The organism is Sphingosinicella sp. SM1-17, assembly GCF_056821765.1.
The window spans coordinates 672,201-695,826 of the sequence record NZ_JBPDIO010000001.1 but is presented as its reverse complement, the minus strand read 5'-3'; the positions used below and the strand labels follow the sequence as shown (position 1 = coordinate 695,826).

26 protein-coding genes are annotated in these 23,626 nt (G+C 64.8%); 12 read left to right on the top strand and 14 right to left on the bottom strand.

Annotated features, from left to right (window positions below; translation table 11 throughout):
- From ACRYLT_RS03630 to ACRYLT_RS03610, 5 genes are all read right to left on the bottom strand, one after another.
- Positions 1-1,335 (bottom strand): S41 family peptidase, encoded by a 1,335-nt coding sequence (locus ACRYLT_RS03630; protein ID WP_482662746.1) that lies wholly within the window; start codon positions 1,333-1,335, stop codon positions 1-3.
- A 78-nt stretch (positions 1,336-1,413) separates the two neighbouring features.
- Complete coding sequence (locus ACRYLT_RS03625; RefSeq protein WP_482662745.1) at positions 1,414-2,568, bottom strand: murein hydrolase activator EnvC family protein; 1,155 nt, start codon at positions 2,566-2,568, stop codon at positions 1,414-1,416.
- A gap of 2 nt (positions 2,569-2,570) precedes the next feature.
- Entirely contained in the window at positions 2,571-2,993 is a 423-nt protein-coding gene (locus tag ACRYLT_RS03620; RefSeq protein WP_482662744.1) for a 23S rRNA (pseudouridine(1915)-N(3))-methyltransferase RlmH, read from the bottom strand.
- Positions 2,994-3,008: 15 nt separating this feature from the next.
- On the bottom strand, positions 3,009-3,413 hold the full coding sequence (gene rsfS, locus ACRYLT_RS03615; protein ID WP_482662743.1) for a ribosome silencing factor: 405 nt from the start codon (positions 3,411-3,413) through the stop codon (positions 3,009-3,011).
- Complete coding sequence (locus ACRYLT_RS03610; RefSeq protein WP_482662742.1) at positions 3,385-4,065, bottom strand: nicotinate-nucleotide adenylyltransferase; 681 nt, start codon at positions 4,063-4,065, stop codon at positions 3,385-3,387. Before ACRYLT_RS03610 ends, rsfS begins: the two co-directional genes overlap by 29 nt.
- An 88-nt stretch (positions 4,066-4,153) precedes the next feature.
- Here ACRYLT_RS03610 and ACRYLT_RS03605 point away from each other — a divergent pair, with 88 nt between their 5' ends.
- Positions 4,154-5,245, top strand: a complete 1,092-nt coding sequence (locus ACRYLT_RS03605; protein ID WP_482662741.1) for a DUF3667 domain-containing protein — start codon at positions 4,154-4,156, stop codon at positions 5,243-5,245.
- A gap of 66 nt (positions 5,246-5,311) precedes the next feature.
- On the opposite strand, the gene ACRYLT_RS03600 is transcribed toward ACRYLT_RS03605, so the two are convergent.
- Positions 5,312-6,145 (bottom strand): TIGR00266 family protein, encoded by an 834-nt coding sequence (locus tag ACRYLT_RS03600; protein WP_482662740.1) that lies wholly within the window; start codon positions 6,143-6,145, stop codon positions 5,312-5,314.
- A 145-nt stretch (positions 6,146-6,290) separates the two neighbouring features.
- Between ACRYLT_RS03600 and ACRYLT_RS03595 the strand changes: the two genes are divergently transcribed.
- On the top strand, positions 6,291-6,857 hold the full coding sequence (locus ACRYLT_RS03595) for an SOS response-associated peptidase (protein WP_482662739.1): 567 nt from the start codon (positions 6,291-6,293) through the stop codon (positions 6,855-6,857).
- Between the two features lie 29 nt (positions 6,858-6,886).
- Here ACRYLT_RS03595 and ACRYLT_RS03590 read toward each other — a convergent pair whose 3' ends face one another.
- Positions 6,887-7,174 (bottom strand): BolA family protein, encoded by a 288-nt coding sequence (locus tag ACRYLT_RS03590; protein ID WP_482662738.1) that lies wholly within the window; start codon positions 7,172-7,174, stop codon positions 6,887-6,889.
- Positions 7,175-7,215: 41 nt separating this feature from the next.
- On the opposite strand from ACRYLT_RS03590, the gene ACRYLT_RS03585 reads away from it, so the two are divergent.
- The 4 genes from ACRYLT_RS03585 (at position 7,216) to ACRYLT_RS03570 (ending at position 11,867) form a co-directional block, all read left to right on the top strand.
- Complete coding sequence (locus tag ACRYLT_RS03585) at positions 7,216-7,806, top strand: J domain-containing protein (protein WP_482662737.1); 591 nt, start codon at positions 7,216-7,218, stop codon at positions 7,804-7,806.
- Positions 7,807-7,817: 11 nt separating this feature from the next.
- On the top strand, positions 7,818-8,825 hold the full coding sequence (cobS, locus tag ACRYLT_RS03580) for a cobaltochelatase subunit CobS (RefSeq protein ID WP_482662736.1): 1,008 nt from the start codon (positions 7,818-7,820) through the stop codon (positions 8,823-8,825).
- Positions 8,826-8,838: 13 nt separating this feature from the next.
- Positions 8,839-10,665, top strand: a complete 1,827-nt coding sequence (cobT, locus tag ACRYLT_RS03575; RefSeq protein WP_482662735.1) for a cobaltochelatase subunit CobT — start codon at positions 8,839-8,841, stop codon at positions 10,663-10,665.
- A 197-nt stretch (positions 10,666-10,862) separates the two neighbouring features.
- The gene (locus ACRYLT_RS03570) at positions 10,863-11,867 is read left to right on the top strand and encodes an esterase-like activity of phytase family protein (protein ID WP_482662734.1); all 1,005 of its coding nucleotides are present in this window, start codon (positions 10,863-10,865) and stop codon (positions 11,865-11,867) included.
- Here ACRYLT_RS03570 and rpmB read toward each other — a convergent pair.
- The gene (gene rpmB / locus ACRYLT_RS03565) at positions 11,864-12,160 is read right to left on the bottom strand and encodes a 50S ribosomal protein L28 (RefSeq protein ID WP_482665387.1); all 297 of its coding nucleotides are present in this window, start codon (positions 12,158-12,160) and stop codon (positions 11,864-11,866) included. The genes ACRYLT_RS03570 and rpmB overlap by 4 nt on opposite strands.
- Before the next feature lie 170 nt (positions 12,161-12,330).
- On the opposite strand from rpmB, the gene ACRYLT_RS03560 reads away from it, so the two are divergent.
- Together ACRYLT_RS03560 and ACRYLT_RS03555 are read left to right on the top strand one after the other, a co-directional pair.
- A complete protein-coding gene (locus ACRYLT_RS03560; RefSeq protein ID WP_482662733.1) occupies positions 12,331-12,567 on the top strand; it encodes a hypothetical protein in 237 nt (78 codons plus the stop codon).
- Between the two features lie 35 nt (positions 12,568-12,602).
- Positions 12,603-13,058: a nucleoside deaminase gene (locus ACRYLT_RS03555; RefSeq protein WP_482662732.1), complete on the top strand. Its 456-nt coding sequence runs from the start codon at positions 12,603-12,605 to the stop codon at positions 13,056-13,058.
- A 10-nt stretch (positions 13,059-13,068) separates the two neighbouring features.
- On the opposite strand, the gene ACRYLT_RS03550 is transcribed toward ACRYLT_RS03555, so the two are convergent.
- Positions 13,069-13,746, bottom strand: a complete 678-nt coding sequence (locus ACRYLT_RS03550) for a YiaD family glycine zipper/OmpA-like lipoprotein (RefSeq protein ID WP_482662731.1) — start codon at positions 13,744-13,746, stop codon at positions 13,069-13,071.
- 146 nt (positions 13,747-13,892) lie between these two features.
- Between ACRYLT_RS03550 and ACRYLT_RS03545 the strand changes: the two genes are divergently transcribed.
- Positions 13,893-15,221 carry a hemolysin family protein gene (locus ACRYLT_RS03545; RefSeq protein WP_482662730.1) on the top strand — a complete coding sequence of 443 codons (1,329 nt, stop codon included), beginning with the start codon at positions 13,893-13,895 and terminating at the stop codon, positions 15,219-15,221.
- 3 nt (positions 15,222-15,224) lie between these two features.
- On the opposite strand, the gene ACRYLT_RS03540 is transcribed toward ACRYLT_RS03545, so the two are convergent.
- The 4 genes from ACRYLT_RS03540 to purD all read right to left on the bottom strand — a co-directional run bounded on the left by ACRYLT_RS03540 (position 15,225) and on the right by purD (position 17,643).
- A complete protein-coding gene (locus tag ACRYLT_RS03540; protein WP_482662729.1) occupies positions 15,225-15,749 on the bottom strand; it encodes a hypothetical protein in 525 nt (174 codons plus the stop codon).
- Positions 15,746-15,883: a hypothetical protein gene (locus ACRYLT_RS03535; RefSeq protein ID WP_482662728.1), complete on the bottom strand. Its 138-nt coding sequence runs from the start codon at positions 15,881-15,883 to the stop codon at positions 15,746-15,748. The genes ACRYLT_RS03540 and ACRYLT_RS03535 overlap by 4 nt, the downstream gene beginning before the upstream one ends.
- 119 nt (positions 15,884-16,002) lie before the next feature.
- The gene (locus tag ACRYLT_RS03530; RefSeq protein ID WP_482662727.1) at positions 16,003-16,311 is read right to left on the bottom strand and encodes a hypothetical protein; all 309 of its coding nucleotides are present in this window, start codon (positions 16,309-16,311) and stop codon (positions 16,003-16,005) included.
- A 54-nt stretch (positions 16,312-16,365) separates the two neighbouring features.
- Positions 16,366-17,643 carry a phosphoribosylamine--glycine ligase gene (purD, locus tag ACRYLT_RS03525; protein WP_482662726.1) on the bottom strand — a complete coding sequence of 426 codons (1,278 nt, stop codon included), beginning with the start codon at positions 17,641-17,643 and terminating at the stop codon, positions 16,366-16,368.
- Between purD and xseA the strand changes: the two genes are divergently transcribed.
- Both xseA and ACRYLT_RS03515 read left to right on the top strand, forming a co-directional pair.
- Positions 17,642-19,021, top strand: a complete 1,380-nt coding sequence (gene xseA / locus ACRYLT_RS03520; protein ID WP_482662725.1) for an exodeoxyribonuclease VII large subunit — start codon at positions 17,642-17,644, stop codon at positions 19,019-19,021. The genes purD and xseA overlap by 2 nt on opposite strands.
- Before the next feature lie 14 nt (positions 19,022-19,035).
- Entirely contained in the window at positions 19,036-19,260 is a 225-nt protein-coding gene (locus ACRYLT_RS03515; RefSeq protein ID WP_482662724.1) for a DUF2093 domain-containing protein, read from the top strand.
- Positions 19,261-19,540: 280 nt separating this feature from the next.
- On the opposite strand, the gene ACRYLT_RS03510 is transcribed toward ACRYLT_RS03515, so the two are convergent.
- The gene (locus ACRYLT_RS03510; RefSeq protein ID WP_482662723.1) at positions 19,541-20,065 is read right to left on the bottom strand and encodes a hypothetical protein; all 525 of its coding nucleotides are present in this window, start codon (positions 20,063-20,065) and stop codon (positions 19,541-19,543) included.
- 314 nt (positions 20,066-20,379) lie between these two features.
- On the opposite strand from ACRYLT_RS03510, the gene ACRYLT_RS03505 reads away from it, so the two are divergent.
- On the top strand, positions 20,380-23,508 hold the full coding sequence (locus ACRYLT_RS03505; RefSeq protein ID WP_482662722.1) for a TonB-dependent receptor domain-containing protein: 3,129 nt from the start codon (positions 20,380-20,382) through the stop codon (positions 23,506-23,508).
- Positions 23,509-23,626: the final 118 nt, after the last annotated feature.

The window sequence follows — 23,626 nt, the reverse complement described above, 5'->3', positions numbered from 1 at the left end:
TCAGCGACTGCCGCGATTGCCGCCGCCAGCGGTCTGGATCCGGCCGAGGCGGGCGATCGTCTGAAGCGCGTAGTGAAGCTGATAATCCTCGATCCCTCGCTCGCTAAGCTCTTCGGCGCTTGCCGCGAACCGGGGGTCGGGACGTCCGTCGTCCTGGATCAGTTCGTCGCGCACGCCGGTCTCGTTGACAAGGTGCCGTCGAAGATCGGATTCGCGAACGCGAGTCCGCGAGCGATGATCCGGGTCCGAAAGCTGCGGAACGATGATGTCGGGCGTCACTCCGCCTTCCTGGACCGACCGGCCCGAGGGGGTGAAGTAGCGCGCGGTCGTCAGCCGAAGGGCGGTATTGCCGCGGCCGAGCGGAAGCAGTGTCTGAACCGAGCCCTTGCCGAACGTGCGTTCGCCCATGACGACGGCGCGGCGATGATCCTGGAGCGCCGCGGCGACGATCTCGGCCGCCGAGGCGCTGCCCGCGTCGACGAGGACGATGACCGGAGCGCCGCGGGCCGCGTCGCCGGGCCGCGCATAATAGCGCTCGATGTCGGTCCGGCGGCGTCCACGCTGCGAAACCACTTCGCCGCGCTCGAGGAAGAGATCGGAAAGACCCACCGCCTGATCGAGCAGTCCGCCCGGATTGGATCGCAGGTCGAGGACCCAGCCGAGCGGCGGACCACCGAGCTGGCGCTCAATGTCGGCCATGGCCCGCTGAGTCGCCTCGGTCGTGTTCCGGTTGAAGGTGGTGACGGTGAGAATTCCGACCCGGTCGCGCACCTCCGAACGAACCGCGGGTATGTCGATGATCGCTCGGGTGATGTTCACGTCGAACGGCCGGTCGCGGCCCGGGCGGATGATCGTCAGCCGGACGTCGGTGCCCGGCTGACCGCGCATCTTTTCGACCGCCTCGTCGAGAGTTCCGCCGTAGAAGAAGCGCCCGTCAATATGGGTGATGAAGTCGCCCGGCTTGATCCCGGCCCGGTCGGCCGGCGTGCCCCGGGTGGCGGCAATGACCTTGACCGCTCCGTCTTCCATCGAAACCGTCAGCCCGAGCCCGCCATAATTGCCGTCGGTGGTCGTCATCAGGCTCTGGAAGCCGCGCTCGTCCAGATAGGAAGAATGCGGATCGAGGCTGGCAAGCATTCCGTCGATCGCGCCGCGGATCAGAGTCGCGTCGTCGACCTGGTCGACATATTCCGCCTTCACCCGTTCCATCACGCTCATCAGCTGGTCGAGCTCGCGATAGGCGCCGACATCGACCTGGGCGAGGCTCGCCGTCGTCGCCGGGATGAAGGCGACGGCGCCGAGGAGGGCGACGGATCGGAATAGGTTGTTGGCCATGAATATCCTGCTGGAGCGCAATGTAGGCGACTTGTACCGCCATTCTAGGCCCGGGAAAAGCAACGGCGGATTAACGGCTCACCTTGCGATGAGCTGCGCAAAGGGAACGGGCTGGCCGTTGCGCCTCAATTCGACGGTCGGGTTGGACTGACTCCTCCCCGTCCGGCCGAGGACCTCGCCCGGCCGAACCGTCTGGCCGGGCTGGACCTGCAGTGATCGCAGATTCGTGACTACGGTGGACCAGCCGCGACCATGATCGAGGATGACGACATAGCCGTAGCTTCGGAAAGGCGCAGCATAGGCAATGCGTCCGGCAGCCGGCGAGATCACCGGCGTCTCGGCTTCGGTTGCGAAGGTGATGCCGCGCGCGTGGACGCCTGAATCGGAAATCTCCCCGACCCCCGTCAGCACTCGACCCTGAACCGGAAGCCGGTAGGCCAGTCGCGGCTGCGGCGAACCATCCTCGGCGCCTTGCGGGCGAGGCAATGGGCCGGGAAGCGAGGCGAGGCTTTCTTCCAGACGGGACTGGAATTGGCGCGTTCCGACGATCCGGGCAAGCGCCCGAGCTTCCTCGTCCAGCGCCAGGGCGCGGTCGGATTCGGCGATTGCAAGGCCAGCCAGCTGTTCGGATCGGGCAAGCTGGGCCGCCTCGAATCGCGCGAGCTCGACCCGGCGCTGCTGCAGTTCCTGCCGTCGAGCCGCCAGCGCCTGCCGAGCCCGGTCCGACTGCTCGCGAAGCCGATCACTGCGCACGACCTCGGCCCTGAGCGCCTGGGTTCGGCGCCTGATTTCGGGCAGGGTCGAAGCGAGGAGGGAGCGCAAGCGAAGCGTTTCTTCGACCGACCCGGGCTGGACGAGAGCAAGAGCGGCCGGCCGGCGCGACATCGTCTGGAGCGCCGCGGTCAACCGGATCAGCGGCTGTTCACGCTCGGCGACGCGCGCGCGCTGCGCCTCCCGCATTCTCTCGATCAGCGCGATCCGTCGCTCGGCTTCTGTCAGCTCGGCTTCCGCGGCGGCGATCCGCGCCACCAGCGCCTCGCTTTCGGCCCGGGCACGAGCCGCGGCCCCGGTCGCCTGCCGGGCCCGCTGTTCGAACTGCCGCACCCGCGCATTGGCCTGCTCGGCCTCGCGTCTGGCCTTCGCCAGCGCTTCGGCATCGGCGCCCCGCGAAGCGTCGGCGGCAAAGCCGATCGTGCACAAGGCAAGGGAGCAGAGGATCAGCAGGCCGCGCATGCCTAACCTTCGCGATGATAGGGATGGTTCGCAAGAATGCTCGTGGCTCGCCACAATTGTTCGGCAACCATCGCCCGCGCAAGGAGATGCGGCCAGGTCGCTCGGCCGAAGGCCAGCAGAAGGTCCGCCGAGCTTCGCTCCTCATCACCGAATCCGTCAGCAGCGCCGATGAGGAAGCGCGCTTCCCGCTTGCCCTCGTCGCGCCAGCGCTCCAGCCTTCGCGCCAGCTCGACCGAGGATAGCTGCTCGCCCTTTTCGTCGAGAAGGATCGTGACGGCCTGGGCTGGTCGTTCGGGCAGCCGCCCGCCTTGGTCGGGCATCTCCGACAGCTTCCACGGCCAGGCCAGGCGTTTCAGGTAGCGCTCGACCAGTTCGGCCTCGGGGCTGCGACCGATCTTGCCGCGAGCGATGATGTGAAGCAGCAAATCGAGCTTCGGCGGTTACCGGCTTGCCGCGGCAGCGGCAGTCGCTTCCGACCCGCTTTCGAACGCCCACATCCTTTCCAGATTGTAGAAGCTTCGCACCTCGGGCCGGAATAGGTGGACGATGACGTCGTCGGCGTCGATCAGCACCCAGTCGGCGACGGGCAGGCCTTCGACGCGCGTGTTGCGTCCGAGCTCCTGCTTGATCTTCTCGCTGAGCTTCTGGGCCATCGAGGCCACCTGACGGGTCGATCGGCCGCTGGCGATGACCATATAGTCGGCGATGTTGGACTTGCCGCCGAGCGGGATTGAAACGACGTCGAGCGCCTTGTCGTCGTCGAGGGAACTGAGGACGAGGCTATGCAGCGCCTCGGCCTTAGCGTCGGCTCCGCCATCATGGGGAGCGGGTGCGGTTGCGGGCAAACGGCCTCCTTCCGAACAAAGGCTTGTGCGTCACTGGATCGCGCATAGCCTGTGGGTGAAACGATTTTGTTAAAGGTTCGTGCCATCGCGGATCGGCGGCGCGAACGGCAGTGGCGGAAGTCGGATCGGGCGGCAATTCGAGCAGCACGAGCGACGGCAATCTCCACCTCGTCCAATGCCTTGCATCGGCTGCGGGCCGGACGAATCGCCGCAGCCAGCCCATGGCGGGTGCCTTGAGGGCGTCGCCATGATAACCCGGCCGAGTCACGACCGCAATCGGAACGATGGCGGCAATCTTGCGCCACTCGCGCCAGCGGTGGAACTGGGTGAGATTGTCGGTGCCCATCAGCCAGATGAACTGGCGCCGGGGGAACCGACGGATGAGCGCCCGGAGAGTGTCGACCGTATAGCGGGTGCCCATTTCTTCTTCGATGATCGTCGGACGGATGGGCGCCTTGCGAGCCTCCCGCTGAGCCGAACGGAGCCGGGCCGGCAAGGGAGCCATGCTCTCGCTTTCCTTCAGCGGATTGCCTGGCGAAACCAGCCACCAGACTTCCTCGAGCTCCAGCCGGCGGGCCGCGCCGAGGCTGAGCCGCCGATGCCCGCCATGGGCCGGATTGAAGGAGCCGCCGAGCAGGCCAGTACGCGTCATCCGCTCGCGATAGCATGGGCAGGCGGCGACGCGAACGCTCTCGACGGAACGTGAGTTCGGCGCCATAAATTGGCCGCGAGGGGCAAGGATGAGCGGTATCGAAGGGGTCGGCGAAGCGGTGACCGGGGGCATGTTCGCTCGCGTGGCCGAGCCGGCAGCAGGCGAATCGACCCATGGAGCGGAAGGCAAGTGCCTGAACTGCGGGGCCGATCTTGCCGGCCCTTATTGCCGCATGTGCGGCCAGAAGGGCCATGTTCATCGCACTCTTTCGGCCATAGGTCACGACCTGATCCATGGAGTCCTCCATCTGGACGGCAAGTTCTGGCGGACACTTCCGCTATTGGCCTGGCGCCCGGGGGAGCTGACTCGCCGATACGTTCATGGCGAGCGCGCCAAGTTCGTGTCTCCCCTGGGGATGTTCCTTTTCTCGATCTTCCTGATGTTTGCCGTGCTGCAGATTTACGGCCTGTCGCTCTCCAGCCTCGACACCGTCACCGCCGCCCAGATCCAGCGGGGAATGGATCAGGCCCGCGCGGAAATGGTGAGCGATCTCGCCGAGTTGCGCGAAGATCGCCTCGAGGCGGAGCGAGGCGAGGTCGTGCGGCATCGCGGCCAACCTCAGACCGTCGCCCAGATCGACGCGCGAATTGCCGAAGCCGAACGTGAGCTCGCCGAATTCGAACAGGTCCGAAGCCAGACGAGCCGGCTCGGGATCGGCCAGAACAACGACACCGGGATCAAGACGGGCTGGGAGCGTCTCGACAAGGGATTGCGCAAGCTGAACGACAATCCCGGCCTCGCTCTCTACAAGCTGCAGGCCAACGGCTACAAATTTTCGTGGCTGCTGATCCCGATATCGGTTCCGTTCGTGTGGTTGCTCTTTTTCTGGACGCGCCGCTTTCGGTTCTACGACCACACCGTATTCGTCACTTACTCGCTCGCCTTCATGTCGCTGCTAGCGGTCATCCTGACGATCCTGGGGTTCGCGGGAGTCCATGAAAACGCCATTGCGATCGCCGGAATCTTCATTCCGCCGCTTCACATGTACCGCCAGCTCAAGCAGGCCTATGGGCTCGGACGCTTCGGCGCTTTGTTCCGCACCTTCCTGCTGGTGAACTTCTGTTTCGTCACCGCAAGCCTGTTCTTCGTGATTCTGCTCGGCATCGGCGCATTGGGCTAGAGCCGATGATCTGGAAGCGGGTTTGCTGCCGCCGTTACGAAGCGGCAGCCCGGCCCTTGGATCGACTCAGTTGCCCTGGATCAGCTCGCCGAACGGACCCAGGAGCGATCCTTCGCCACGATTGCCGCCGCCTGCCGGCATCGCGGCCTGGAGCATCCGGCCGGCAAGCCGCGCAAAGGGCAGCGACTGGATCCAGACCTTGCCCGGGCCGGTCAGCCGGGCGAAGAACAGGCCTTCTCCGCCGAACAGGGCACTCTTCACTCCACCGGCGCCCACCAGGTCGAACTGGACGGTCGGCATGAAGGCGGCGATGCAGCCGGTATCGACGTGAAGTTCCTCGCCCGGGCGAAGGTCGCGTTCGATAACGGTGCCGCCCATCTGCACGAACACCCAACCGTCGCCTTCGAGCTTCTGCATGATGAAGCCTTCGCCGCCGAACAGACCGGTGAGAACCTTGCGCTGGAAGTGGATTCCGATCGTGACGCCCTTCGCGGCGGCGAGGAAGCTGTCCTTCTGGCAGATCAGGCTGCCGCCAATTTCCGCGAGGCGTACCGGGATGATCGCACCGGGGATCGGAGCGCCAAAGGCGACTCGTGCCTTGCCCGATCCGTTGTGGGTGAAGACGGTGGTGAACAGGCTTTCGCCGGTCACCAGTCGCTTGCCTGCGGAAAGCAGCTTGCCCATGAAGCCCCCTTCCTGGCCGCGGCCGTCGCCGAACACGGTCGTCATGGCGATGCTGGAATCCTTCCAGACCATCGCGCCGGCTTCCGCGATCGCGCTTTCTCCTGGGTCCAGCTCGACTTCGACGAACTGCAGCTCCTGACCTCTGATCTCGAAGTCGATATCGTCATTGCCTTCCCGCGCGTGATGGCGCGGTGTGCCCCAGGGAGAAGTAGACATGATCCCTCGCTCGATTGTGGTGCCTCGCTTTTACCGTTCGCAGTGCAAGCGTCCAGAGCGACATTCCGGCGCGCCGGGCTGATTCAAGCCGGCGAGTCCACTCAGGCTGGGTGCCTCGCCGGCTTGCCGCCGCTATGGTTGGGCCATGTGCAATCTTTACCGCCTGGAGAAATCCCCCGATTCGATCCGAGCCGCGTTTCGCGAGCCGTTGCTCTTCCCCGAAGGCATTCCCAACTTCCAGCCACGCGACGTAAGGATCACCGATCGCGCTCCCATCATCAGGCTCGGAACGGAGGGTCTCGAACTGGTCGAGCGCCGATGGAGCTGGCCCGGCTCCAAGGGCAAGCCGGTTTACAACTTCCGCTCGGAAGGCCGGGAATTCCGCACCGGCCGATGTCTGATCCCGACGGACGGCTTCTACGAGTTCACCGCGCCGGCCGACCCGGAGCAGAAGCGCAAGGATCGCTGGTTGTTCACGATCCCGGGGGAGGATTGGTTCGCCATCGCCGGGATCATCCGGGAACAGCCCGGCATCGGCGAAGCCTTTGCAATGCTGACGACCGCACCCGGGCCCGATGTCGCGCCCTACCACGACCGGCAGGTCGTGGTTCTCACAAGCCGCGACTGGAGCCACTGGCTCGATCCGGCTTACCCCGCCAAGGAGGTCCTTCGCCCCAGTCCGGCCGGAACTCTGGCGGTGCAAAAAGCCTGACGGTCGCAAGCGGGAAGCGGAAAGGCGGGTCAGTCCTCGCCGGGCGCGCGAGCCCGGATCGCCAGGGCATGAATCCTGTCCCGAAGCAGATCCCCCAGGGCGGAATTCACCGCCCGCTGCCGGGCGAGGCGACTCATTCCGGCAAAGGCCGGGGCTTCGATCTCGACGGTGAAGTGGCTTTCGCCGCTGCCGTCGTCGCCGGCATGGCCGCGATGCCGGGCGCTGTCATTGACGACGGAAAGCCGGGTGGGAGCGAGCGTTTCGCGCAGGCGTTTCTCGATCTCGGCGGCAACGGGGCCGGTGAAAGCAGTCGTCATGCCGCCTATATAGCGGAAGAGAAAGGCAAAGGGAGTTGGGAGTGGCGAGTTCGGGCAAAAGGCAGACCCGGTTCCACGGCCGGGTCGAAGCGGAAGGGCGCCCTTGTGCCCATCCCGGCTGCGAATCGGCCGGAGAATTTCGCGCGCCCGGATCTCGTCGTCCCAGTTTCGACGGGCCGGGCGAATGGCGATGGATGTGCCTCGACCATGTCCGGGAGTTCAATGCCGACTACAATTATTTCGAGGGGATGAGCCCTGACGAGATTGCGGAGTCGCAGGGTCCCTATGGCGGCTGGGAACGGGAAACCCGGGCCTTCTCGAGCGCCGGTGCCTCTCCGACGCCTCGATGGGCCGACTTCGTCGATCCGCTCGACGCGATCGGCGCCCGCTACCGGCCACGTCGGCCGGAACAGCGCAAGGACGGACGGGAACTCAGCGAAGGAGACCGAAAGGCGCTTCGAGTCCTCGGGCTTGAAGTCGACGCCGACCGGCGCGCGCTTCGGCAGCGCTATCTCGATCTCGTCCGGCGCTATCATCCCGACAAGAATGGCGGCGACCGAAGCCACGAGAAAGCATTGCAGGCGGTGATCGAGGCTTATACGGCCCTCAAGGGCCGTCCGGCCTTCGCGTAAGAGAGACATTCATGGCAGATCTATCCAACGTCAATCCGGAAAGCCGCGCCGATACCGCGCTGGCGGCGCCTGACCGCCTCCTCAAGGTCCGGGACCTGTTCGGCATCGACAGCGACATGGAGGTGCCGGCCTTCTCCGAAGCCGATGAGCGAGTCCCGGATCTCGACCCCGCTTATGTGTTCGATCCGGACACGACGCTCGCCATCTGCGCCGGCTTCGCGAAGAATCGCCGAGTGATGGTTCAGGGCTATCACGGCACCGGAAAGTCCACGCATATCGAGCAGGTGGCGGCCCGGCTCAACTGGCCGATGATCCGGATCAACTTGGATGCCCATATCAGCCGAATCGATCTGGTCGGGCGCGATGCCATCGTTCTTCGCGATGGGCAGCAGGTTACCGAGTTTCGCGAAGGACTCCTGCCCTGGGCTCTGCAGCATCCGGTCGCGCTCGTCTTCGACGAATATGATGCCGGCCGTCCGGACGTGATGTTCGTCATCCAGCGCGTTCTGGAAACGGAGGGCAAGCTGACCTTGCTCGACCAGAACCGGGTGATCCGGCCCAATCCCTATTTCCGCCTCTTTGCGACCACCAACACGGTCGGGCTCGGCGATACGACCGGCCTTTATCATGGCACCCAGCAGATCAACCAGGCGCAGATGGACCGCTGGAACATGGTGGTCACGCTCAACTATCTGCCGGCCGAGACGGAGGCCCGGATCGTCCTCGCCAAGTCCGGGGAATATGATCATGAGGGCGGACGGACCGAGGTCGAAAGGATGATCCGGGTCGCCGAACTGACCCGCCAAGGCTTCATCAACGGCGACATCTCGACCGTTATGAGCCCGCGGACGGTGATCAGCTGGGCCGAGAACGCCTTGATCCTGGGGGATGTCGGTTTCGCTTTCCGGGTCTCCTTCCTCAATCGCTGCGACGAGGCGGAGCGGCCGCTGGTGGCGGAATATTACCAGCGGGTGTTCGGCCGCGATCTTCCCGAAAGCGTGGTAGGCAAGGCGGACTGACGCGCTGCACGCCATGGCCGAGGACAATCCGATCGAAGCTTTTCGACAGGCGTTGGCCGGGGCGACTCGCGCGATCGCGCGTGATCCCGAGGTGGAGGTGAGCCTCACCAGCGACTCACCTTCGGCATCGGGCAAGGCCATCAAGGCGCCGATGCCGTCCCGAACGCTCACCGCCCGCGAAGTGGCCGAGGCCCGGGGCTTCGCCGATTCGGCGGCGCTGAAGCTTCGGCATCACAATCCGCGTCTTCACGCTCGCGGCCAACCCGCCGACGAGATTGCGCGAGCGGTTTTCGACGCCGCCGAGCAGGCGCGCTGCGAAGCGCTCGGAGCGCGAAGCATGGCCGGGGTCCGGCACAATCTCGCTCGACTTACCGAGCTTCGTCTCCGGACCGATCCGCTTACCCGGGCGCGCAACCGCGACGAGGTTCCGCTCGCCTCGGCCATCGGCCTGATGGTGCGCGAGCGGCTGACCGGGGAGCGACCGCCACCGGAAGCGGAAGGCGGGTTGAGGCTGGTCGCTGAGTGGATCGAGCAGAAGGCGGGCACCGATCTCGACGCGCTCGCTCTGGCGCTGGATGACCAGGCCGCATTCGCCTCCCTCGTCGGCAAGCTGCTCAGGGATCTCGAACTGGTCGATGCCGAGCCGCACTCGCCCGCGGATCCCGAGCAGGGTGATGAAGGCGAGGGCGGCGACCAGGCCGAGGGCGGCGATGAAGGCGAGGAAGACCAGGCGGAGGAGAGCGGCGGTCGCGGCGAAGCCGAAATCCGAGGCGAGCAGGAGGAAGGCGGCGAGCAGGCCGACCGGGACTGGTCCGAAGAGGAGATGTCGGAGGCTTCCGAAGGCCTGGGCGAGGAAGGCGAGGAAGGCGTCATGCCGGTTCGCCCGAACCGCCCCCTTTCCGACCTTCCACCGCAGTTCGATTACCGGATCTTCACCGAACAGTATGACGAAGTCGTCGAAGCGGCGGAGCTGTGCGATGAAGAAGAGCTTGGGCGCCTGCGCGCCTATCTCGACCAGCAGCTCGTCCATCTCCAGGGGGCAGTGACCAAGCTTGCCAACCGGCTGCAGCGCCGGTTGATGGCGCAGCAGTCCCGGTCCTGGGACTTCGACCAGGAGGAGGGGCTGCTCGACGTTGCACGGCTCGCGCGAGTCGTCGTCAACCCGATGTATTCGCTTTCCTACAAGGTCGAGAAGGATACCGAGTTTCGCGACACGGTCGTGACCTTGCTGCTCGACAATTCCGGGTCGATGCGGGGAAGGCCGATTTCCATTGCCGCCATTTCGGCCGACATCCTCGCCCGCACCCTCGAGCGTTGCGGCGTGAAGGTCGAGATACTCGGATTCACGACCCGCGCCTGGAAGGGCGGCCAAAGCCGCGAGAAATGGCTCGCCGAGGGACGGCCGCCGCAGCCGGGCCGCCTCAACGATCTTCGTCACATCGTCTACAAGAAGGCCGACGAACCGTGGCGGCATGCGCGACGGAATCTCGGCCTGATGATGCGCGAGGGCCTGCTCAAGGAGAATATCGACGGCGAGGCGCTGCTGTGGGCGCACGGCCGGCTGATTTCCCGAGTCGAAGAGCGGAAGATCCTGATGGTGATCTCCGACGGCGCGCCCGTCGACGATTCCACCCTTTCGGTGAACAGCGGAACCTATCTGGAGCGCCATCTCCGGCAGGTGATCGGCTGGATCGAGGCCCGCTCGCCGGTCGAACTGATCGCGATCGGGATCGGCCACGACGTCACCCGCTATTACAGCCGCGCCGTCACGATCATGGACGCGGAGCAGCTCGGCGGAACGATGATCGGACAGCTCGCCGAGCTGTTCGACAAGCCATGAGATCGGTTTGGCCATGAACGAACAAGGGCCGGCCACCTGGGGAGATGGCCGGCCCCGCCCTCGATACGCTACGCGAGGGAAGCTTTGTGCAGCCCCGACAAGGGCTGCCGGAGGGCACGCCAGCGCGCCGTCCGCATGTCCTTCCTTTCGCACGATTCGCTTAAGCCCGTGCTGAATGCCGCCGTCAGCGATCGTTCATGAAAGCGGCGAGAATTCTGAACCGGAAGCTGCGGATCGCCTTGCTGCCGATGGCTCTGCTGGCGCTCGCCACCTTTGTCCCGCCTCACTATTCCGGCGTTCCCCTGGAGAGGGTTCAGGGAAGGCTGAATGCCGATCCGATTTTCTTGAACCCCGAGGACCCACGGCAACGGCGGATCGGCCGATTGCATTTCCTACGCGGCTGGCAGCTGACCAGTTCGCTGGCCCGTTTCGGCGGAATCTCCGCGATGCATGTCGATAATGGCAGGGTTCTCGCCATCAGCGATATCGGCGACATCATCGAGTTCGATCTTCCCAGCGGGGCGCAGATGTCCGAGGTGTCGATCAGGCCACTGCCTCGCTTGTCCTCGGGCGGGCCGACCAAATCGGGCCTGGACAGCGAGGCTCTCGTGGTGGCGGGATCACGGGCGTGGATCGCCTTCGAACGAAGCCATCGAATCGGCCGCTACCGCCTGCCGGGCTGGCGCCTGGAAGCCGTGGCCAGTCCTTCGGCGATGAAGCGATGGCGATCCAACAGCGGAGCCGAGGCGATCGTCCGGCTCGACGACGGCCGCTTCCTCGTCTTCGCCGAGGGGCCGACCGAGGGCGACCAGAGCGAAGCCTTGCTCTTCTCGGGCGACCCGACTCAGCCCGGGGCGCGACCGATGCCGCTGCGCTATCGCCGGCCGAGCGGCTATCGAGTCACCGATGCGGCCCGGCTTCCCGATGGCCGACTGCTGATACTCCATCGGCGCCTGGCCTTGCTGGGCGGCCTGTCGGCCAAGCTCAGCATCGCCGATTTGCGCGGACTGTCGGGCGGAGCGACCTTGGAAGGACAAGCCATTGCCGAGCTCGAGTCTCCATTGTCGGTCGACAATATGGAGGCGCTGAGCGCGACTCGCGAAGGCGGCCGAACGATCGTCCGGATCGCCTCCGACGACAATTTCATGAGGATGCAGAGGACCCTGCTGCTCGAGTTCGAGCTGCTGCAGGAGCGAGACTAAGCCGCTGCGCTTTCCGTCTGCTTCTTCGCGATCTCACGCTTCAGCCGGCGAGCCTTCAGGCTGAGCTTTTCGTCGCTGGTCTTCGCAAGCCAGTTGTCGAGCCCGCCGACATGCTCCACCGAACGCAGGCCCGCCGTTGAGACACGCAGCCTCACCTGACGACCGAGCGCGTCCGAGATCAGCGTCACGTTCTGCAGATTGGGCAGAAAGGTCCGCTTGGTCTTGTTGTTGGCGTGGGAAACATTGTGTCCCACCTGCCGGCCCTTGCCGGTCAGTTCGCAAATCCGCGACATTTCAATCTCTTCCTGGAATGGGAACCGGCGGTTCCCGGAAAACCCGGCGCAGATAGAGGCGATGAGGAGATTCGTCAACCGCTGTTCAGTGCGGTGGTCGTTGCGCCTCGGCAACCATTTCGCCGTCCCGTCGTTGCAGCTGGCAATCGCCCTAGAATCGAGGATTCGCCATGCTGCGCAAGCTCCTGCTCCTTGTCGCTTTGCTCATCGTGATCGCCATTGCGCTGGTGGGATCGGGAGTCGTCAACCTCAATCGCGGCAGCGACGGCAGCGTGTCGATCGAGACCCGGGATGTCGAGGTCGGAACCACGACGACCAATGTCGAGCTGCCGGTGGTTCGGCTCGAAGATGCCGGCTCCGACGTTCCGAACCAGCTTGGCGAAGGCGAACAGCCGAACACGCAATAGCTTCCAGCCTGGGTCGGCTCGGGTTAGCGAAAGCCATGACCTTTCCGCTACCCGAGCCGATGCGTCGCGCGCTCGACGAGGCTTTCGCCGCGATGAAGGACGGTGAAGTGCCGGTCGGCGCGGTGGTGACCAGGGGAACCGAGATCGTTGCGGTCGGCCGCAATCGGATGCGCGCCGGCCATGATCCCACCGCGCATGCCGAGATGGTCGCAATCCGTTCGGCCGCCGCCGCGCTGGGAAATTCGCGGCTGGACGGGTGCGACCTATGGGTAACGCTTGAGCCTTGCGCGATGTGCGCCGGAGCCATTGCTCTGGCCCGGCTCAGTCGCCTCTATTTCGGCGCCGCCGATCCCAAGGGCGGCGCCGTCCTTCACGGTCCTCGGCTTTTCGCTCAGCCGACTTGTCACCATTCGCCCGAAATCTACTCCAGCATCGGCGAAAGCGAGGCCGGCGACATGCTCCGGGCGTTCTTCAGGGAACGCCGCGCCTAGCCCTGGTCAGCTAGCCTTGCTGCTCCACCGGCACGATCCGGATCTCCACCCGGCGGTTGGCCTGGCGATCGGCTTCGGTTCGTTCCGGAGTGCGAAGCAGCTGGGTTTCGCCGAAGCCGCGCGTCGCCATCCGAACCGGCTGGACGCCGCGCCCGGCGAGATAGTCGTGCACCGCCCGGGCCCGGTTCTCCGAAAGGGTCTGATTGTAGGCCTCGGACCCGGTGCTGTCGGTATGACCATAGATGTCGATCATCGTCTGGGGATAGGTGGTAAGAGTCTGAGCGATCTCGTCGAGAGTCGGTCGAAACTGCGGCTGAATATCGTAGCGATCGAAGGCGAAGGTGATTCCCGAAGGCATGGTAAGAACCAGTTCATTGCCCTGTCGCTCGACCTCGACTCCGGTTCCGGCGGTGCGCTCACGCAATTCTCTTTCCTGACGATCCATATAGGCGCCAATGGCGCCGCCGGCGATCGCACCGATCCCGGTTCCGACGATCCGTTCGGTGCGGTCCCTCCGCCCCCCGACCAGGTCGCCGAGCAGATAGCCGCCAATGGCGCCGGCGCCGGCGCCGATCGCAGCCTTGGAGATGCGCCGCTCGCCCGTTTCCGGGTCGGTGACGCAGGCGGCGGTCGTCGACAGAAGGACGGCCATGGCGGCCGCCAGGGTGAATCGCTTGGACACAGGCATACGCATTCCTTTCTGCGGAGGGCTCCAATTCAGGAACGACTGGACAAGCGCCCTTCCTCCGCGATTGTTCCAGCTCCGCTCCGAACCGGCGTATCGCTAATCTGTTGTCCGGGGTGGCGGAGAGCGGCTAGAGCAGGCGCGCCGCCATGCCTGCGCCGCTCCCTCCCACGCCCTTTCCCTGGCTCGACGTCGTCATCATCCTTCTGCTGGTGGCGCTGAATGGCCTGTTCGCCATGTCGGAGCTGGCGATCGTTTCGTCGCGCCGTCCCCGACTCAAGGCCATGGCCAAGGTGGGACGCAGGGGCGCCCAAACCGCGCTGGACCTGGCCGCCGATCCCAGCCGCTTCCTATCGACGGTACAGATCGGGATCACGCTGATCGGCATCCTTGCGGGAGCCTATTCGGGCGCAAGCCTGGGCGGTCCGGTCGCGGAACGGCTGATGTTTTTCGGTCTGGCGCCGGAGACGGCCCAGACGGCGGGCTTCACAACAGTCATCATCCTGACGACCTACGCGTCGCTGGTGATCGGCGAGCTCGTGCCGAAGCAGTTCGCCCTTCGTGCGCCCGAGACGATTGCGCTGGTGGTCGCGGCGCCGATGTTCTGGCTTTCCAAGGCCACCGCGCCGTTCGTGTGGCTGCTCGATCGCACCAGCGCTCTGATATTTCGATTGCTCGGGCTGAGACGCGAATCGGCCGACCATGTCACCGCGGAGGACCTGCACCTGGTCGTCGCCGAAGCCACCACTGCCGGCGTTCTGGAAGAAAGCGAACGGGCGATCATCTCCGGCGTAGTCAGGCTGGCGGATCGGCCGACCCGCGAAGTGATGACTCCGCGAACGGATGTCGACTGGATCGACATCGAAGCGGACGCGTCGGCCATCCGCCAGGCCCTGCTCCAAACCCCCCACAGCCGGATCCCGGTCGCCGAAGGCTCGGTGGACCAGCTGGTCGGCGTGGTCCAGGCCCGCGACATCGTCCTGGCCTCGATCGAGGGCCAGCCGCTCAACCTTCGCGAGCTGATGCGGCCCGCGCCGATCGTTCCGGACCAGATGGATGCGATGGACGCCCTCAACGTGCTTCGTGAAGCCGAGGTGCCGATGGCCTTCGTCCACGACGAATATGGCCATTTCGAAGGCATCGTGACTCCCGCCGACCTGCTGATCGCTCTGGCCGGGGAATTCGCTTCCGATCAGGACTTGGACACCGACCCGCCGCTTTTCGAGCGTGACGACGGCAGCTGGTGGGTATCAGGATCCGTTTCCGCCGACTTGCTCTCCGACCGCCTCGGCCTTCGCCTGCCCGAAGATCGCGACTACGCCACCGCGGCGGGCTTCGCGCTCTCGGTGCTGAAGCATCTGCCGGAAATCGGCGAGCGGTTCACTTTCGACGGCTGGCGCTTCGAAGTCGTCGACATGGACGGACGGAAGATCGACAAGCTGCTGGCGTCCGAAATGAGTCAGAAGCGCCGCGCCTAGAGCTTAGCTGCCGAGCTTGCCGAACTTCTCTTCGAAGCCTTCGATATCGTTGCGCGCCAGATAAGAGGCCTGCTCGGATATCCGGTCCCGCGCGAGACGCCCTCGGAAAGGGCCAAGCCGATCGTCGAGATGGGCGAGTTCGCTTTCGCTGAAGCCGGCCAGCTGATCGTAACGCGTGATCCCCAGTTCGTGCAGTCGGGCGACGAATTTGGGGCCAACCCCCTTCAATCGGGTGAGATCGTCCGGCTGACTTGCAGCGGCCTCCCGTGCAAGCTCGCGGTGCGAATCGACGCTCAGTACCTCGCCTGCAACGTCGGTCGTCGCTGCGGCGACCTCGTCGGCGACTCCATTGCCTTCGGGCCCGTCGCTGCGTGCCCGCATATAGGGGCGCTCCTTGCTCGCGACATAGGGTTGCTCGGGCTTGCGCTCCACCCGCGCCGGCTTGCGCGGGCGCAGGACCAGGAACGCGATCACCAATACCGCCAGGACGGCGATGATCACGGCAATGGTGGTGGTGTCGAAGTTCATGGCGTTCGTTCCTCCGGCGGACGGGAAGTTTCGGATGATCGTCCGCGGCCGCGAACGATCCAGGCGCCGGTGGCGATCCCGATCAGAAGGGCCGCGAGCAGCACCGGATAGTTGAACTGAAGCAGGGCCATCATCGGCATCGGCCTCCTAGAGATAAGTCTCGCGGCGGGGGCGGAACAGCCAGCAGCCGAGCCCCACACCTATCAGATAGGCGCCAATCGCCAGCAGTTCGGTCTCGATCAGCAGCGGCACGTCACTCTTCCTCCCAACGGATTCCGGAAACTCCCGGAATGGCCTCGACCCGGTCGTTGATGCCCGGGAAAAGTCCCTGGCCTTCCTTCTGGAAATCGTTTGCAGGACCGGAGAGTATTGCCTGTCTCGCAAGGGGATCGCGCGAAAAGCGGACCTGAACTCCGGTGAGTTCCGCTTGCGCGATCTGCGCTTCCGCACTGCGCTGGAGCCTGTCGACGAACGCTTCGCCGCGACCGAGCGGTCCGTGACTGATCCATCCCGCGATCAGAGTGGCCACCAGGCCGATGGCTGCCTTGTAGGAGGTCCGCATCTCGACGTTTCAACTCCTTTTCGAGCCTCACCTTACCGGCTGGCGGGCCGCGCGTCAGCCCTTGAGCCGAGCCGCTTCGCGCCATCCGATGTCGCGCCGGCAGAATCCGGAAGGGAAATGGATCGAATCCACCGCTCGATAGGCGGCCCGCTGAGCTTCCAGCAGCGTGCTCCCGACGGCGGTGACGTTGAGGACCCGCCCGCCCGCGGCGACCAGTCTGTCCCGTTCGCGAGCCGTGCCCGCGTGGAAGATCTTGACGCCCTCCTGCTCGGAATCCGCCAGGCCCGAAATCTCGCCTCCCTTTTCGGGCGCCGCCGGGTAGCCGCGCGCCGCCATCACGACCGTCAAGGCCGCTTGCGAGGAGAGGCGAGGGGGCTCCGCCGCGGCAAGTTCGCCCCGCGCCGTCGCGAGCATGAGTTCGAGCAGGTCGCTTTCCAGGCGCATCATCAGCACCTGGCATTCCGGATCGCCGAAGCGGGCGTTATATTCCACCAACTTCGGCCCCTGCGCCGTCAGCATCAGCCCAGCGTAGAGAATGCCCGAATAAGGTGTCCCAGCCTGCGCCAGCGCTCGCGCCGTCGGGCCGACAATCTCCTCGAGAGTCCGACGCTCCAGCTCAGGTGTGAAGATCGAGGCTGGACTATAGGCGCCCATCCCGCCGGTATTCGGACCGGTATCGCCGTCGCCGACCCGCTTGTGATCCTGCGCCGAGCCGAGCGCGACCACGGTCTCGCCGTCGACCAGCGCGAAAAAGCTGACTTCCTCGCCTTCCATGAATTCTTCGATGATGATGCAATCACCGGCGGCGCCGAAACTTCCGTCGAACATGGCGGAAAGGGCCGATTCGGCTTCCGCGCGATCGGCGGCGATGATCACGCCCTTGCCGGAAGCGAGACCGTCAGCCTTGATCACTGCCGGAAAACCGAAATCCTCGAGCGCCGCTTCGGCGGCAAGCCGGTCCGAAGCCCGAACGTATCGCGCCGTGGGAATCCCGTGGCGGGCGCACAGTTCCTTGGTGAAGGCTTTCGACCCTTCAAGCTGGGCGGGGATCCGGTTCGGTCCGAAGACGAGTATTCCCATCGCCCGCAAATTGTCCGCCAGCCCGTCGACGAGCGGTGCTTCGGGACCGATCACGACAAGCCCGATCGCATGACGGCGGCAGAAGTCGATGATGGCTCGGTGGTCGCCCGGGTTGAGCGGTGCCAGTTCCGCCTGTTCCGCTATTCCGGGATTGCCCGGCGCGGCATAGAGCTTGCCCATCCGCGGCGATTGCGCGATTTTCCAGGCAAGCGCATGTTCGCGTCCGCCCGAACCGATGAGCAGCACATTCATGAGTGATTTTCCTTCAAGCGACGCCGGGCTGTTAGCAACCCAGGCCGTGGGCGACAACGCGCCGGCCCTCAGCGTCTCCGAACTCTCTTCCGCGCTCAAGCGGACCGTCGAAGGCGCGTTCGACCATATTCGGGTCCGCGGCGAGATTTCCGGATTCAAGCGGCACGGGTCGGGACATTGCTACTTCACGCTCAAGGACGATTCCGCTTGCATCGACGCGGTGATCTGGCGCGGCAGCGCGGCGGCTTTGCGCTTCGCTCCGGAAGATGGGATCGAAGTCGTGGCAACGGGCCGGCTCACCACCTACCCCGCCCGTTCGCGCTATCAGATCGTCGTCGAACGGCTGGAACTGGCGGGACAAGGCGCGCTGATGGCCCTGCTCGACAAGAGGCGAAGGCAGCTTGCCGCCGAAGGCCTGTTCGACCCGGCGCGAAAGAAGAGGCTTCCATTCGCGCCAAAAGTGATCGGCGTGGTCACTTCGCCGACCGGGGCGGTGATCCGCGACATCCTCCATCGGCTTGCGGACCGCTTCCCCAGCCATGTCCTGCTCTGGCCGGTGCCGGTCCAGGGCGAAGGCTCGGCTGCGAAGGTCGCCGCCGCGATTTCCGGGTTCAACGCTCTGGCTCCCGACGGGCCAGTTCCCCGGCCGGACCTGCTGGTCGTCGCTCGCGGCGGCGGCTCGATCGAGGATCTGTGGGCGTTCAACGAGGAAGACGTGGTCCGCGCCGTGGCGGCGTCCGCCATTCCGATCATCTCGGCGGTGGGGCACGAGACGGACACGTCGCTGTGCGACTTTGCCGCCGACGTTCGAGCGCCGACCCCGACCGCCGCCGCCGAACTGGCCGTCCCCGTACGCAGCGAGCTGGCAGCGCACGTGCGCGAACTTGGAGCTCGAACGGAGCGCTGCGCCCGCCGCTCGCTGGAGCGCGCGAGCGAGCAGCTGGATCACTGCCTTCGCCACTGGCCGGAGCGGGAAAGCCTTCTCGCTCCGCAGCAGCAGCGGCTTGATGAACTGGCGGAGCGACTGCCGAGGGCGCTGAAGGGAAGGCTGGATCGAGCCCGGGGTGAACTCGGCCACGCCGGCGGAGCGCTTCGCCCGGGTCTGCTCGTGGCCGCGCACCGTCGGGGGGTGGAGCGTCTCCAGGCGCTTTGGCGGGTCGCCGAACTCGCCCACCCGAACCGGCCTCTGCAGCGCGGCTATGCGCGGGTGGAAGATCGATCGGGGAACACGCTGATCTCGGCGGCAGCGGCGCGCCAAGCCAGGCTGCTCCGGCTCGTCTTTGCGGATGGAACCCTCGATGCCGCAGTCGGCGATCCGGGCGCGCCTGGTCGGCGGAGCCCGTCGATCGGGAAGGTTGAACAGCCCAAGCTGTTGTGACTAAAGGACTGGCCATGTTGATGTCGAACAAGGGCCGATTGGCGCGAATCCATTTTCTTCCCGGCACGTTCCGAATGCTCGCGCCCGGCGACCATGTGATCTGCGCCGTGACGCATCAGCCGATCCCGCTGACGGAACTGAGATATTGGAGCGTGGAGCGGCAGGAGGCTTATGCGACCGCCGAAGCCTCGCTCGCGGCGGAAGGGATTTCTGACCAGACTGGCTCTAGAGCGGGGTGAGGTCATCGCCGGACACGACAGTGCTCTCGGCTTGCTTGTCGCCAGTTGAAGAGGTTGAACCGGCTTTGCTGTGCGTCCTGACAAGGTTTGCGCAGAAAGTCTCGCCGGACAGGTGATCGGCACAATCGCCGATCCACCCTGAAGGCGCGGCATCAACCGGCTCTCGCGCGGCCTGGCCGGCTCACCTGGTTGCTTCGGTGCGGCTGGAGCACGGCCGCATGTGCAGATTCTGTCTCATGACTGCCGATCGCAACCTGACGTTGGTAGCTCGGCTTTCTGCCTATCGCTCCCGTCTTACCCTGATTGCGATCTGGTTGTCGATGTTCGCGAGATAAGAGCCCATGGCGGCCCGGCGAATCCGGATGGGGTGCCCAGATCGAGGTTCACGAGCAAGGTCTCGGCCATCGAGCTGGATCCACCGCGCTCCGTCCTCGAGCGTCAGGATCCACTTGCCATACGCATTCTGGACCGCGCTCCGAATCGTGCTTTGAATTTCGGATACGCCCTCCTCGTCCTCGTTGTGATCGCCGAAAAGATCGAGATTCGGCAGCATCAGCCCGAACAAAGTGCGGCGAGTTTGCCGAACCTGCTGCCTGTCCATCACCACGAGCTGACGTGACTCTTCTGCCTGTTGAAGCGCGGTTACTTCACGATCATAGCAGGCGAGCCGGTCCTCTGCGGCTGCAAGGGTGCGACAGTTCAGCACTCTGGTCAGCGCCTCCGGGCGCTCCTGCGGGACACGGTCTTGAGCGCCAGCGGGCGCTGCGAAGGCCAGAGCGAAGAGAAAGAGATAGCGCTTCTTCATGACGGCTCCCGAGCTTTCTCCAAGGCTTAGCGGCCGGGTGGCGATGGTGGCAAGCCGCTTCCGTCAAACCCCTGGCGGCTGGCGCAGATCGCGCCTTCTGTGACCTTTTTGCTACAGGCGCGGCACAACTGACCCAATCGACCGCCCGGCTGATTGCCTTGCCCTTCGTCAGTGGCCTAAACGCATTCTGGAAGCGGCTCTCTGGCCGTTTTTGGTGTGTTTGCGGTCGAAATGATTGACCCGGAAAACGGGCGGCGTTTCGACTGGAACTATCGGGCGGATCCTTTCCGTCGCTTGCTAGGGGACTTATCACAATGAAGACGACTCTTCGTCAGCGCCTTCTCACTTCGACGCTTTTCGTCGGTGCGGCCGCGGTCGCCACTCCGGCCTACGCGCAGTCGCAGGATGAAACTCGAGACTCGCCGCCGGTCCAGGCGGTCCAGGACACCGCCCCGGATGCTCAGGACCAGGGTGGCGAAGCCATCGTCGTCACGGGATCGCGCATTGCGCGTCGCGACCTGACCTCGACGAGCCCGTTGGCTGTGGTTCAGGACGAAGAGTTCACCCTTTCCGGCGCGGTCAACGTCGAGCAGGTGATCAACACGCTGCCTCAGGTCATTCCGGGTTCGACCGCCTTCTCGAACAATCCGGGTGGCGGTGTCGCCACTTTGAACCTTCGCGGTCTCGGCTCGCAGCGGAACCTCGTGCTGGTCAACGGCCGTCGGTACATCTTCTTCGATACGAACCAGATCGTCGACCTCAACTCGATCCCGCAATTCCTGATCGACAGCGTCGATGTGGTCACCGGCGGTGCCTCGGCCGTCTACGGCTCGGACGCTCTCGCGGGTGTCGTGAACTTCCGCCTTCGGACGGATCTCGATGGCGTCATTGCGGGCGGTCAATACTCGATCACCGAGGAGGGCGATGGTCGGCGCTTCAACAGCTTCATCGCTATCGGCACCCAGTTTGCGGACGGTCGTGGCTACGTCTCGGCTTATGGCGAATATTACAAGCGCGGTCAGATCATGCAGGGCGACCGCGACTTCTCGCGTTTCGCTCTCGGTGACGTGGGTACTCAGACCGGCCAGCGCGCTGAGTTCGGCGAGCCTGTAACCGGCCTTGGGCCGCTCGGCTCCGCGGGTGTTCCGCAGGGGCGTCTGGTCGCTGCGTCGCAGATCACCGTTCGGCCCGCTTTTGACCTGAACGGCGACGGTGACATCACCGATCCCGGCGAGGCCGCGGTTACCCAGACGATCGCTGCAGGAACGAACTATCCTGGTGCCGGCGCCTTCTTCGGCACTCCTGGCACAAGCACGCCGTACACCGGCGCGAACAGCTACAATTATGCGCCGTCGAACTACTTGATGGTTCCGCAGGAGCGTTGGCTCCTCGGCGGCTATGCCGAGTACGAAGTGGCGGAAGGCATCAATGCCTATACCGAGGTGACCTTCATCAACAATCGGGTCGCCAACGAGCTCGCGCCGACGCCGATCACTCAGAATGTCGACTTCAATCTCGCTGCGATCGACCCGTTCATCTCGGATGCGGACGAAGCCCAGCTGCGCGCCATTGCGGCGCGTCAGCAACAGGCCATCAACCTCGCCAACTCGATCGGCGATGTGAATGGCGACGGTGTCGACGACGCGCCCAACCCCTTCCCCGGATTCAATGCTGGAACCTCGGCATTCCCGGCCTTGACGACCGGGTGTGTCGATCCGGATGGCGCTGGCCCCGCGCTGGCTGACCCCGCGACCTGTACAGCGGTTCGCCTGCAGGTGAACTCGCGCACCACCAGCATCGGTCCGCGGAATAACACCGACGATCGCAACGCCTTCCGCGTGCTCGCGGGACTGAGGGGCGATCTCACCGACACGCTGACCTATGACGTCTACTATTTGTTTGCCCGGACGCGGAATGCCTCGGTGCAGCTCGGCAACGTTTCTCGTTCGGCTTTCACCCGGCTGGCGGGGAACGGCACCTGCAACGTCTTCGGTGCGAATCAGCTGAGCGCTGCCTGCGTCGATGGCATTTCGATCCTGGCGCAAAACCAGGACATTTCTCAGCTTCAAGTGGCGCAAGCGAGCATCTCAGGCCCCTTGTTCACCTTCGGTTGGGCTAATGATCCGGTGGCATTCGCAGCCGGTGTCGAATGGCGCAGCATGCGGGGCGAGTTCATCCCCGACACTGCGCTTTCGTCTGGCGACGTCGTCGGCTTCAACGCCGGGCAACCGACCGCTGGCGGTTACGACGTGAAGGAAGTGTTCGCTGAGGTTCGGATCCCGATCATCCAGGACGGGTTCATCAGCCGATTCGAGCTGAACGGCGCGGCGCGTTATTCGGACTATTCGCTCGACGCGGTCGGCGGAGTTTGGACCTATGCGGCCGGGGCCGAGCTCGCGCCGATCCGGGACATCACCTTCCGCGGTCAGTATCAGCGCGCGGTCCGTGCCCCGAACGTTCAGGAGCTCTTCGGCGGACAGCAGGTTGGCTTCCCGCCCGCAACCGATCCCTGCGCTCTCGCATCGGCCGCGACCAACGCGACCATCAGGGATCTCTGCATCGCGACCGGTGTGCCGCAGGCGAACGTCGGCCAGGCCTTCCTTCAGCCTAATGCCCAGATCCAGGGCTCGTTCGGCGGAAACCCGAATCTCGAGGAAGAAGTCGGCGATACTTGGACGGCCGGCGTGGTGTTGCGCCCGAGCTTTATCCCTCGGCTCAACATCGCGGTCGACTGGTACGACATCCAAATCGACAACGCGATCGCTGCTGCCGCCGGCGGGGTCAACAATATCCTGAACCTCTGCTATAACGTGATCCAGGATGCGGACAGTAACATCTGTCAGCTGATCGCTCGCGATCCGCAGGGTATCATCTCTGGTCCTCCGTTCATCGTCACGGCCAACAATGCCAACCTGGCGTCGTTCGCGACGGAGGGCATCGACTTCCAGGTCGACTACAGCATGCCGGTTGGATGGAGCCTGACGGGTGCCGGCGAATCGCGGCTGAGCTTCTTCTTCCTCGGCAACTACCAGTGGGAGAACAGCTTCACTCCGCTCGTCGATCTGCCCGACGACGTCAACGAATGTGCTGGCCGTTTCGGCTTGGACTGCGGCGATCCCACGGCGAAGTGGAAATGGTCTACCCGACTGACCTGGTCGGACGGCCCAATCACCAGCACCTTGCGCTGGCGCCACATCAACTCGGTTCGTGACGACGATGACGACACGGACTTCATCGTTGAAGAGATCGGCTCTTATGACCTCTTCGACTTGGCCTTCGCGTTCAACGTCAATGACAACCTGACCGTGAACCTGGGCGTCAACAACCTGTTCGACAAGCAGCCGCCGGTCCTCGGTGACAATCAGGAGCAGTCGAACACCTATCCCGGCACTTATGACGTGCTCGGGCGAGACTTCTTCATCTCGGCAAACCTGCGCTTCTAAGCCAGAACCGAGGCAGAAATGGGGGCGGTGGGCCACAGGCTCGCCGCCCCTTCTCTATGACCGGGTTCAAGGGGTGAGCGGGTTCAAGGGGTATCGGCTGGACCTGAGTCCGCCGTCG

Bases quoted from the DNA above. Each gene is read 5' to 3' on its own strand.
- ACRYLT_RS03630 (WP_482662746.1), bottom strand. From the start codon at position 1,335: ATGGCCAACAACCTATTCCGATCCGTCGCCCTCCTCGGCGCCGTCGCC.
- ACRYLT_RS03625 (WP_482662745.1), bottom strand. From the start codon at position 2,568: ATGCGCGGCCTGCTGATCCTCTGCTCCCTTGCCTTGTGCACGATCGGC.
- ACRYLT_RS03610 (WP_482662742.1), bottom strand. From the start codon at position 4,065: ATGACGCGTACTGGCCTGCTCGGCGGCTCCTTCAATCCGGCCCATGGC.
- ACRYLT_RS03605 (WP_482662741.1), top strand. From the start codon at position 4,154: ATGAGCGGTATCGAAGGGGTCGGCGAAGCGGTGACCGGGGGCATGTTC.
- ACRYLT_RS03600 (WP_482662740.1), bottom strand. From the start codon at position 6,145: ATGTCTACTTCTCCCTGGGGCACACCGCGCCATCACGCGCGGGAAGGC.
- ACRYLT_RS03595 (WP_482662739.1), top strand. From the start codon at position 6,291: ATGTGCAATCTTTACCGCCTGGAGAAATCCCCCGATTCGATCCGAGCC.
- ACRYLT_RS03590 (WP_482662738.1), bottom strand. From the start codon at position 7,174: ATGACGACTGCTTTCACCGGCCCCGTTGCCGCCGAGATCGAGAAACGC.
- cobS (WP_482662736.1), top strand. From the start codon at position 7,818: ATGGCAGATCTATCCAACGTCAATCCGGAAAGCCGCGCCGATACCGCG.
- cobT (WP_482662735.1), top strand. From the start codon at position 8,839: ATGGCCGAGGACAATCCGATCGAAGCTTTTCGACAGGCGTTGGCCGGG.
- ACRYLT_RS03570 (WP_482662734.1), top strand. From the start codon at position 10,863: ATGAAAGCGGCGAGAATTCTGAACCGGAAGCTGCGGATCGCCTTGCTG.
- rpmB (WP_482665387.1), bottom strand. From the start codon at position 12,160: ATGTCGCGGATTTGCGAACTGACCGGCAAGGGCCGGCAGGTGGGACAC.
- ACRYLT_RS03560 (WP_482662733.1), top strand. From the start codon at position 12,331: ATGCTGCGCAAGCTCCTGCTCCTTGTCGCTTTGCTCATCGTGATCGCC.
- ACRYLT_RS03555 (WP_482662732.1), top strand. From the start codon at position 12,603: ATGACCTTTCCGCTACCCGAGCCGATGCGTCGCGCGCTCGACGAGGCT.
- ACRYLT_RS03550 (WP_482662731.1), bottom strand. From the start codon at position 13,746: ATGCCTGTGTCCAAGCGATTCACCCTGGCGGCCGCCATGGCCGTCCTT.
- ACRYLT_RS03545 (WP_482662730.1), top strand. From the start codon at position 13,893: ATGCCTGCGCCGCTCCCTCCCACGCCCTTTCCCTGGCTCGACGTCGTC.
- ACRYLT_RS03540 (WP_482662729.1), bottom strand. From the start codon at position 15,749: ATGAACTTCGACACCACCACCATTGCCGTGATCATCGCCGTCCTGGCG.
- ACRYLT_RS03535 (WP_482662728.1), bottom strand. From the start codon at position 15,883: ATGATGGCCCTGCTTCAGTTCAACTATCCGGTGCTGCTCGCGGCCCTT.
- ACRYLT_RS03530 (WP_482662727.1), bottom strand. From the start codon at position 16,311: ATGCGGACCTCCTACAAGGCAGCCATCGGCCTGGTGGCCACTCTGATC.
- xseA (WP_482662725.1), top strand. From the start codon at position 17,642: ATGAGTGATTTTCCTTCAAGCGACGCCGGGCTGTTAGCAACCCAGGCC.
- purD (WP_482662726.1), bottom strand. From the start codon at position 17,643: ATGAATGTGCTGCTCATCGGTTCGGGCGGACGCGAACATGCGCTTGCC.
- ACRYLT_RS03515 (WP_482662724.1), top strand. From the start codon at position 19,036: ATGTTGATGTCGAACAAGGGCCGATTGGCGCGAATCCATTTTCTTCCC.
- ACRYLT_RS03510 (WP_482662723.1), bottom strand. From the start codon at position 20,065: ATGAAGAAGCGCTATCTCTTTCTCTTCGCTCTGGCCTTCGCAGCGCCC.
- ACRYLT_RS03505 (WP_482662722.1), top strand. From the start codon at position 20,380: ATGAAGACGACTCTTCGTCAGCGCCTTCTCACTTCGACGCTTTTCGTC.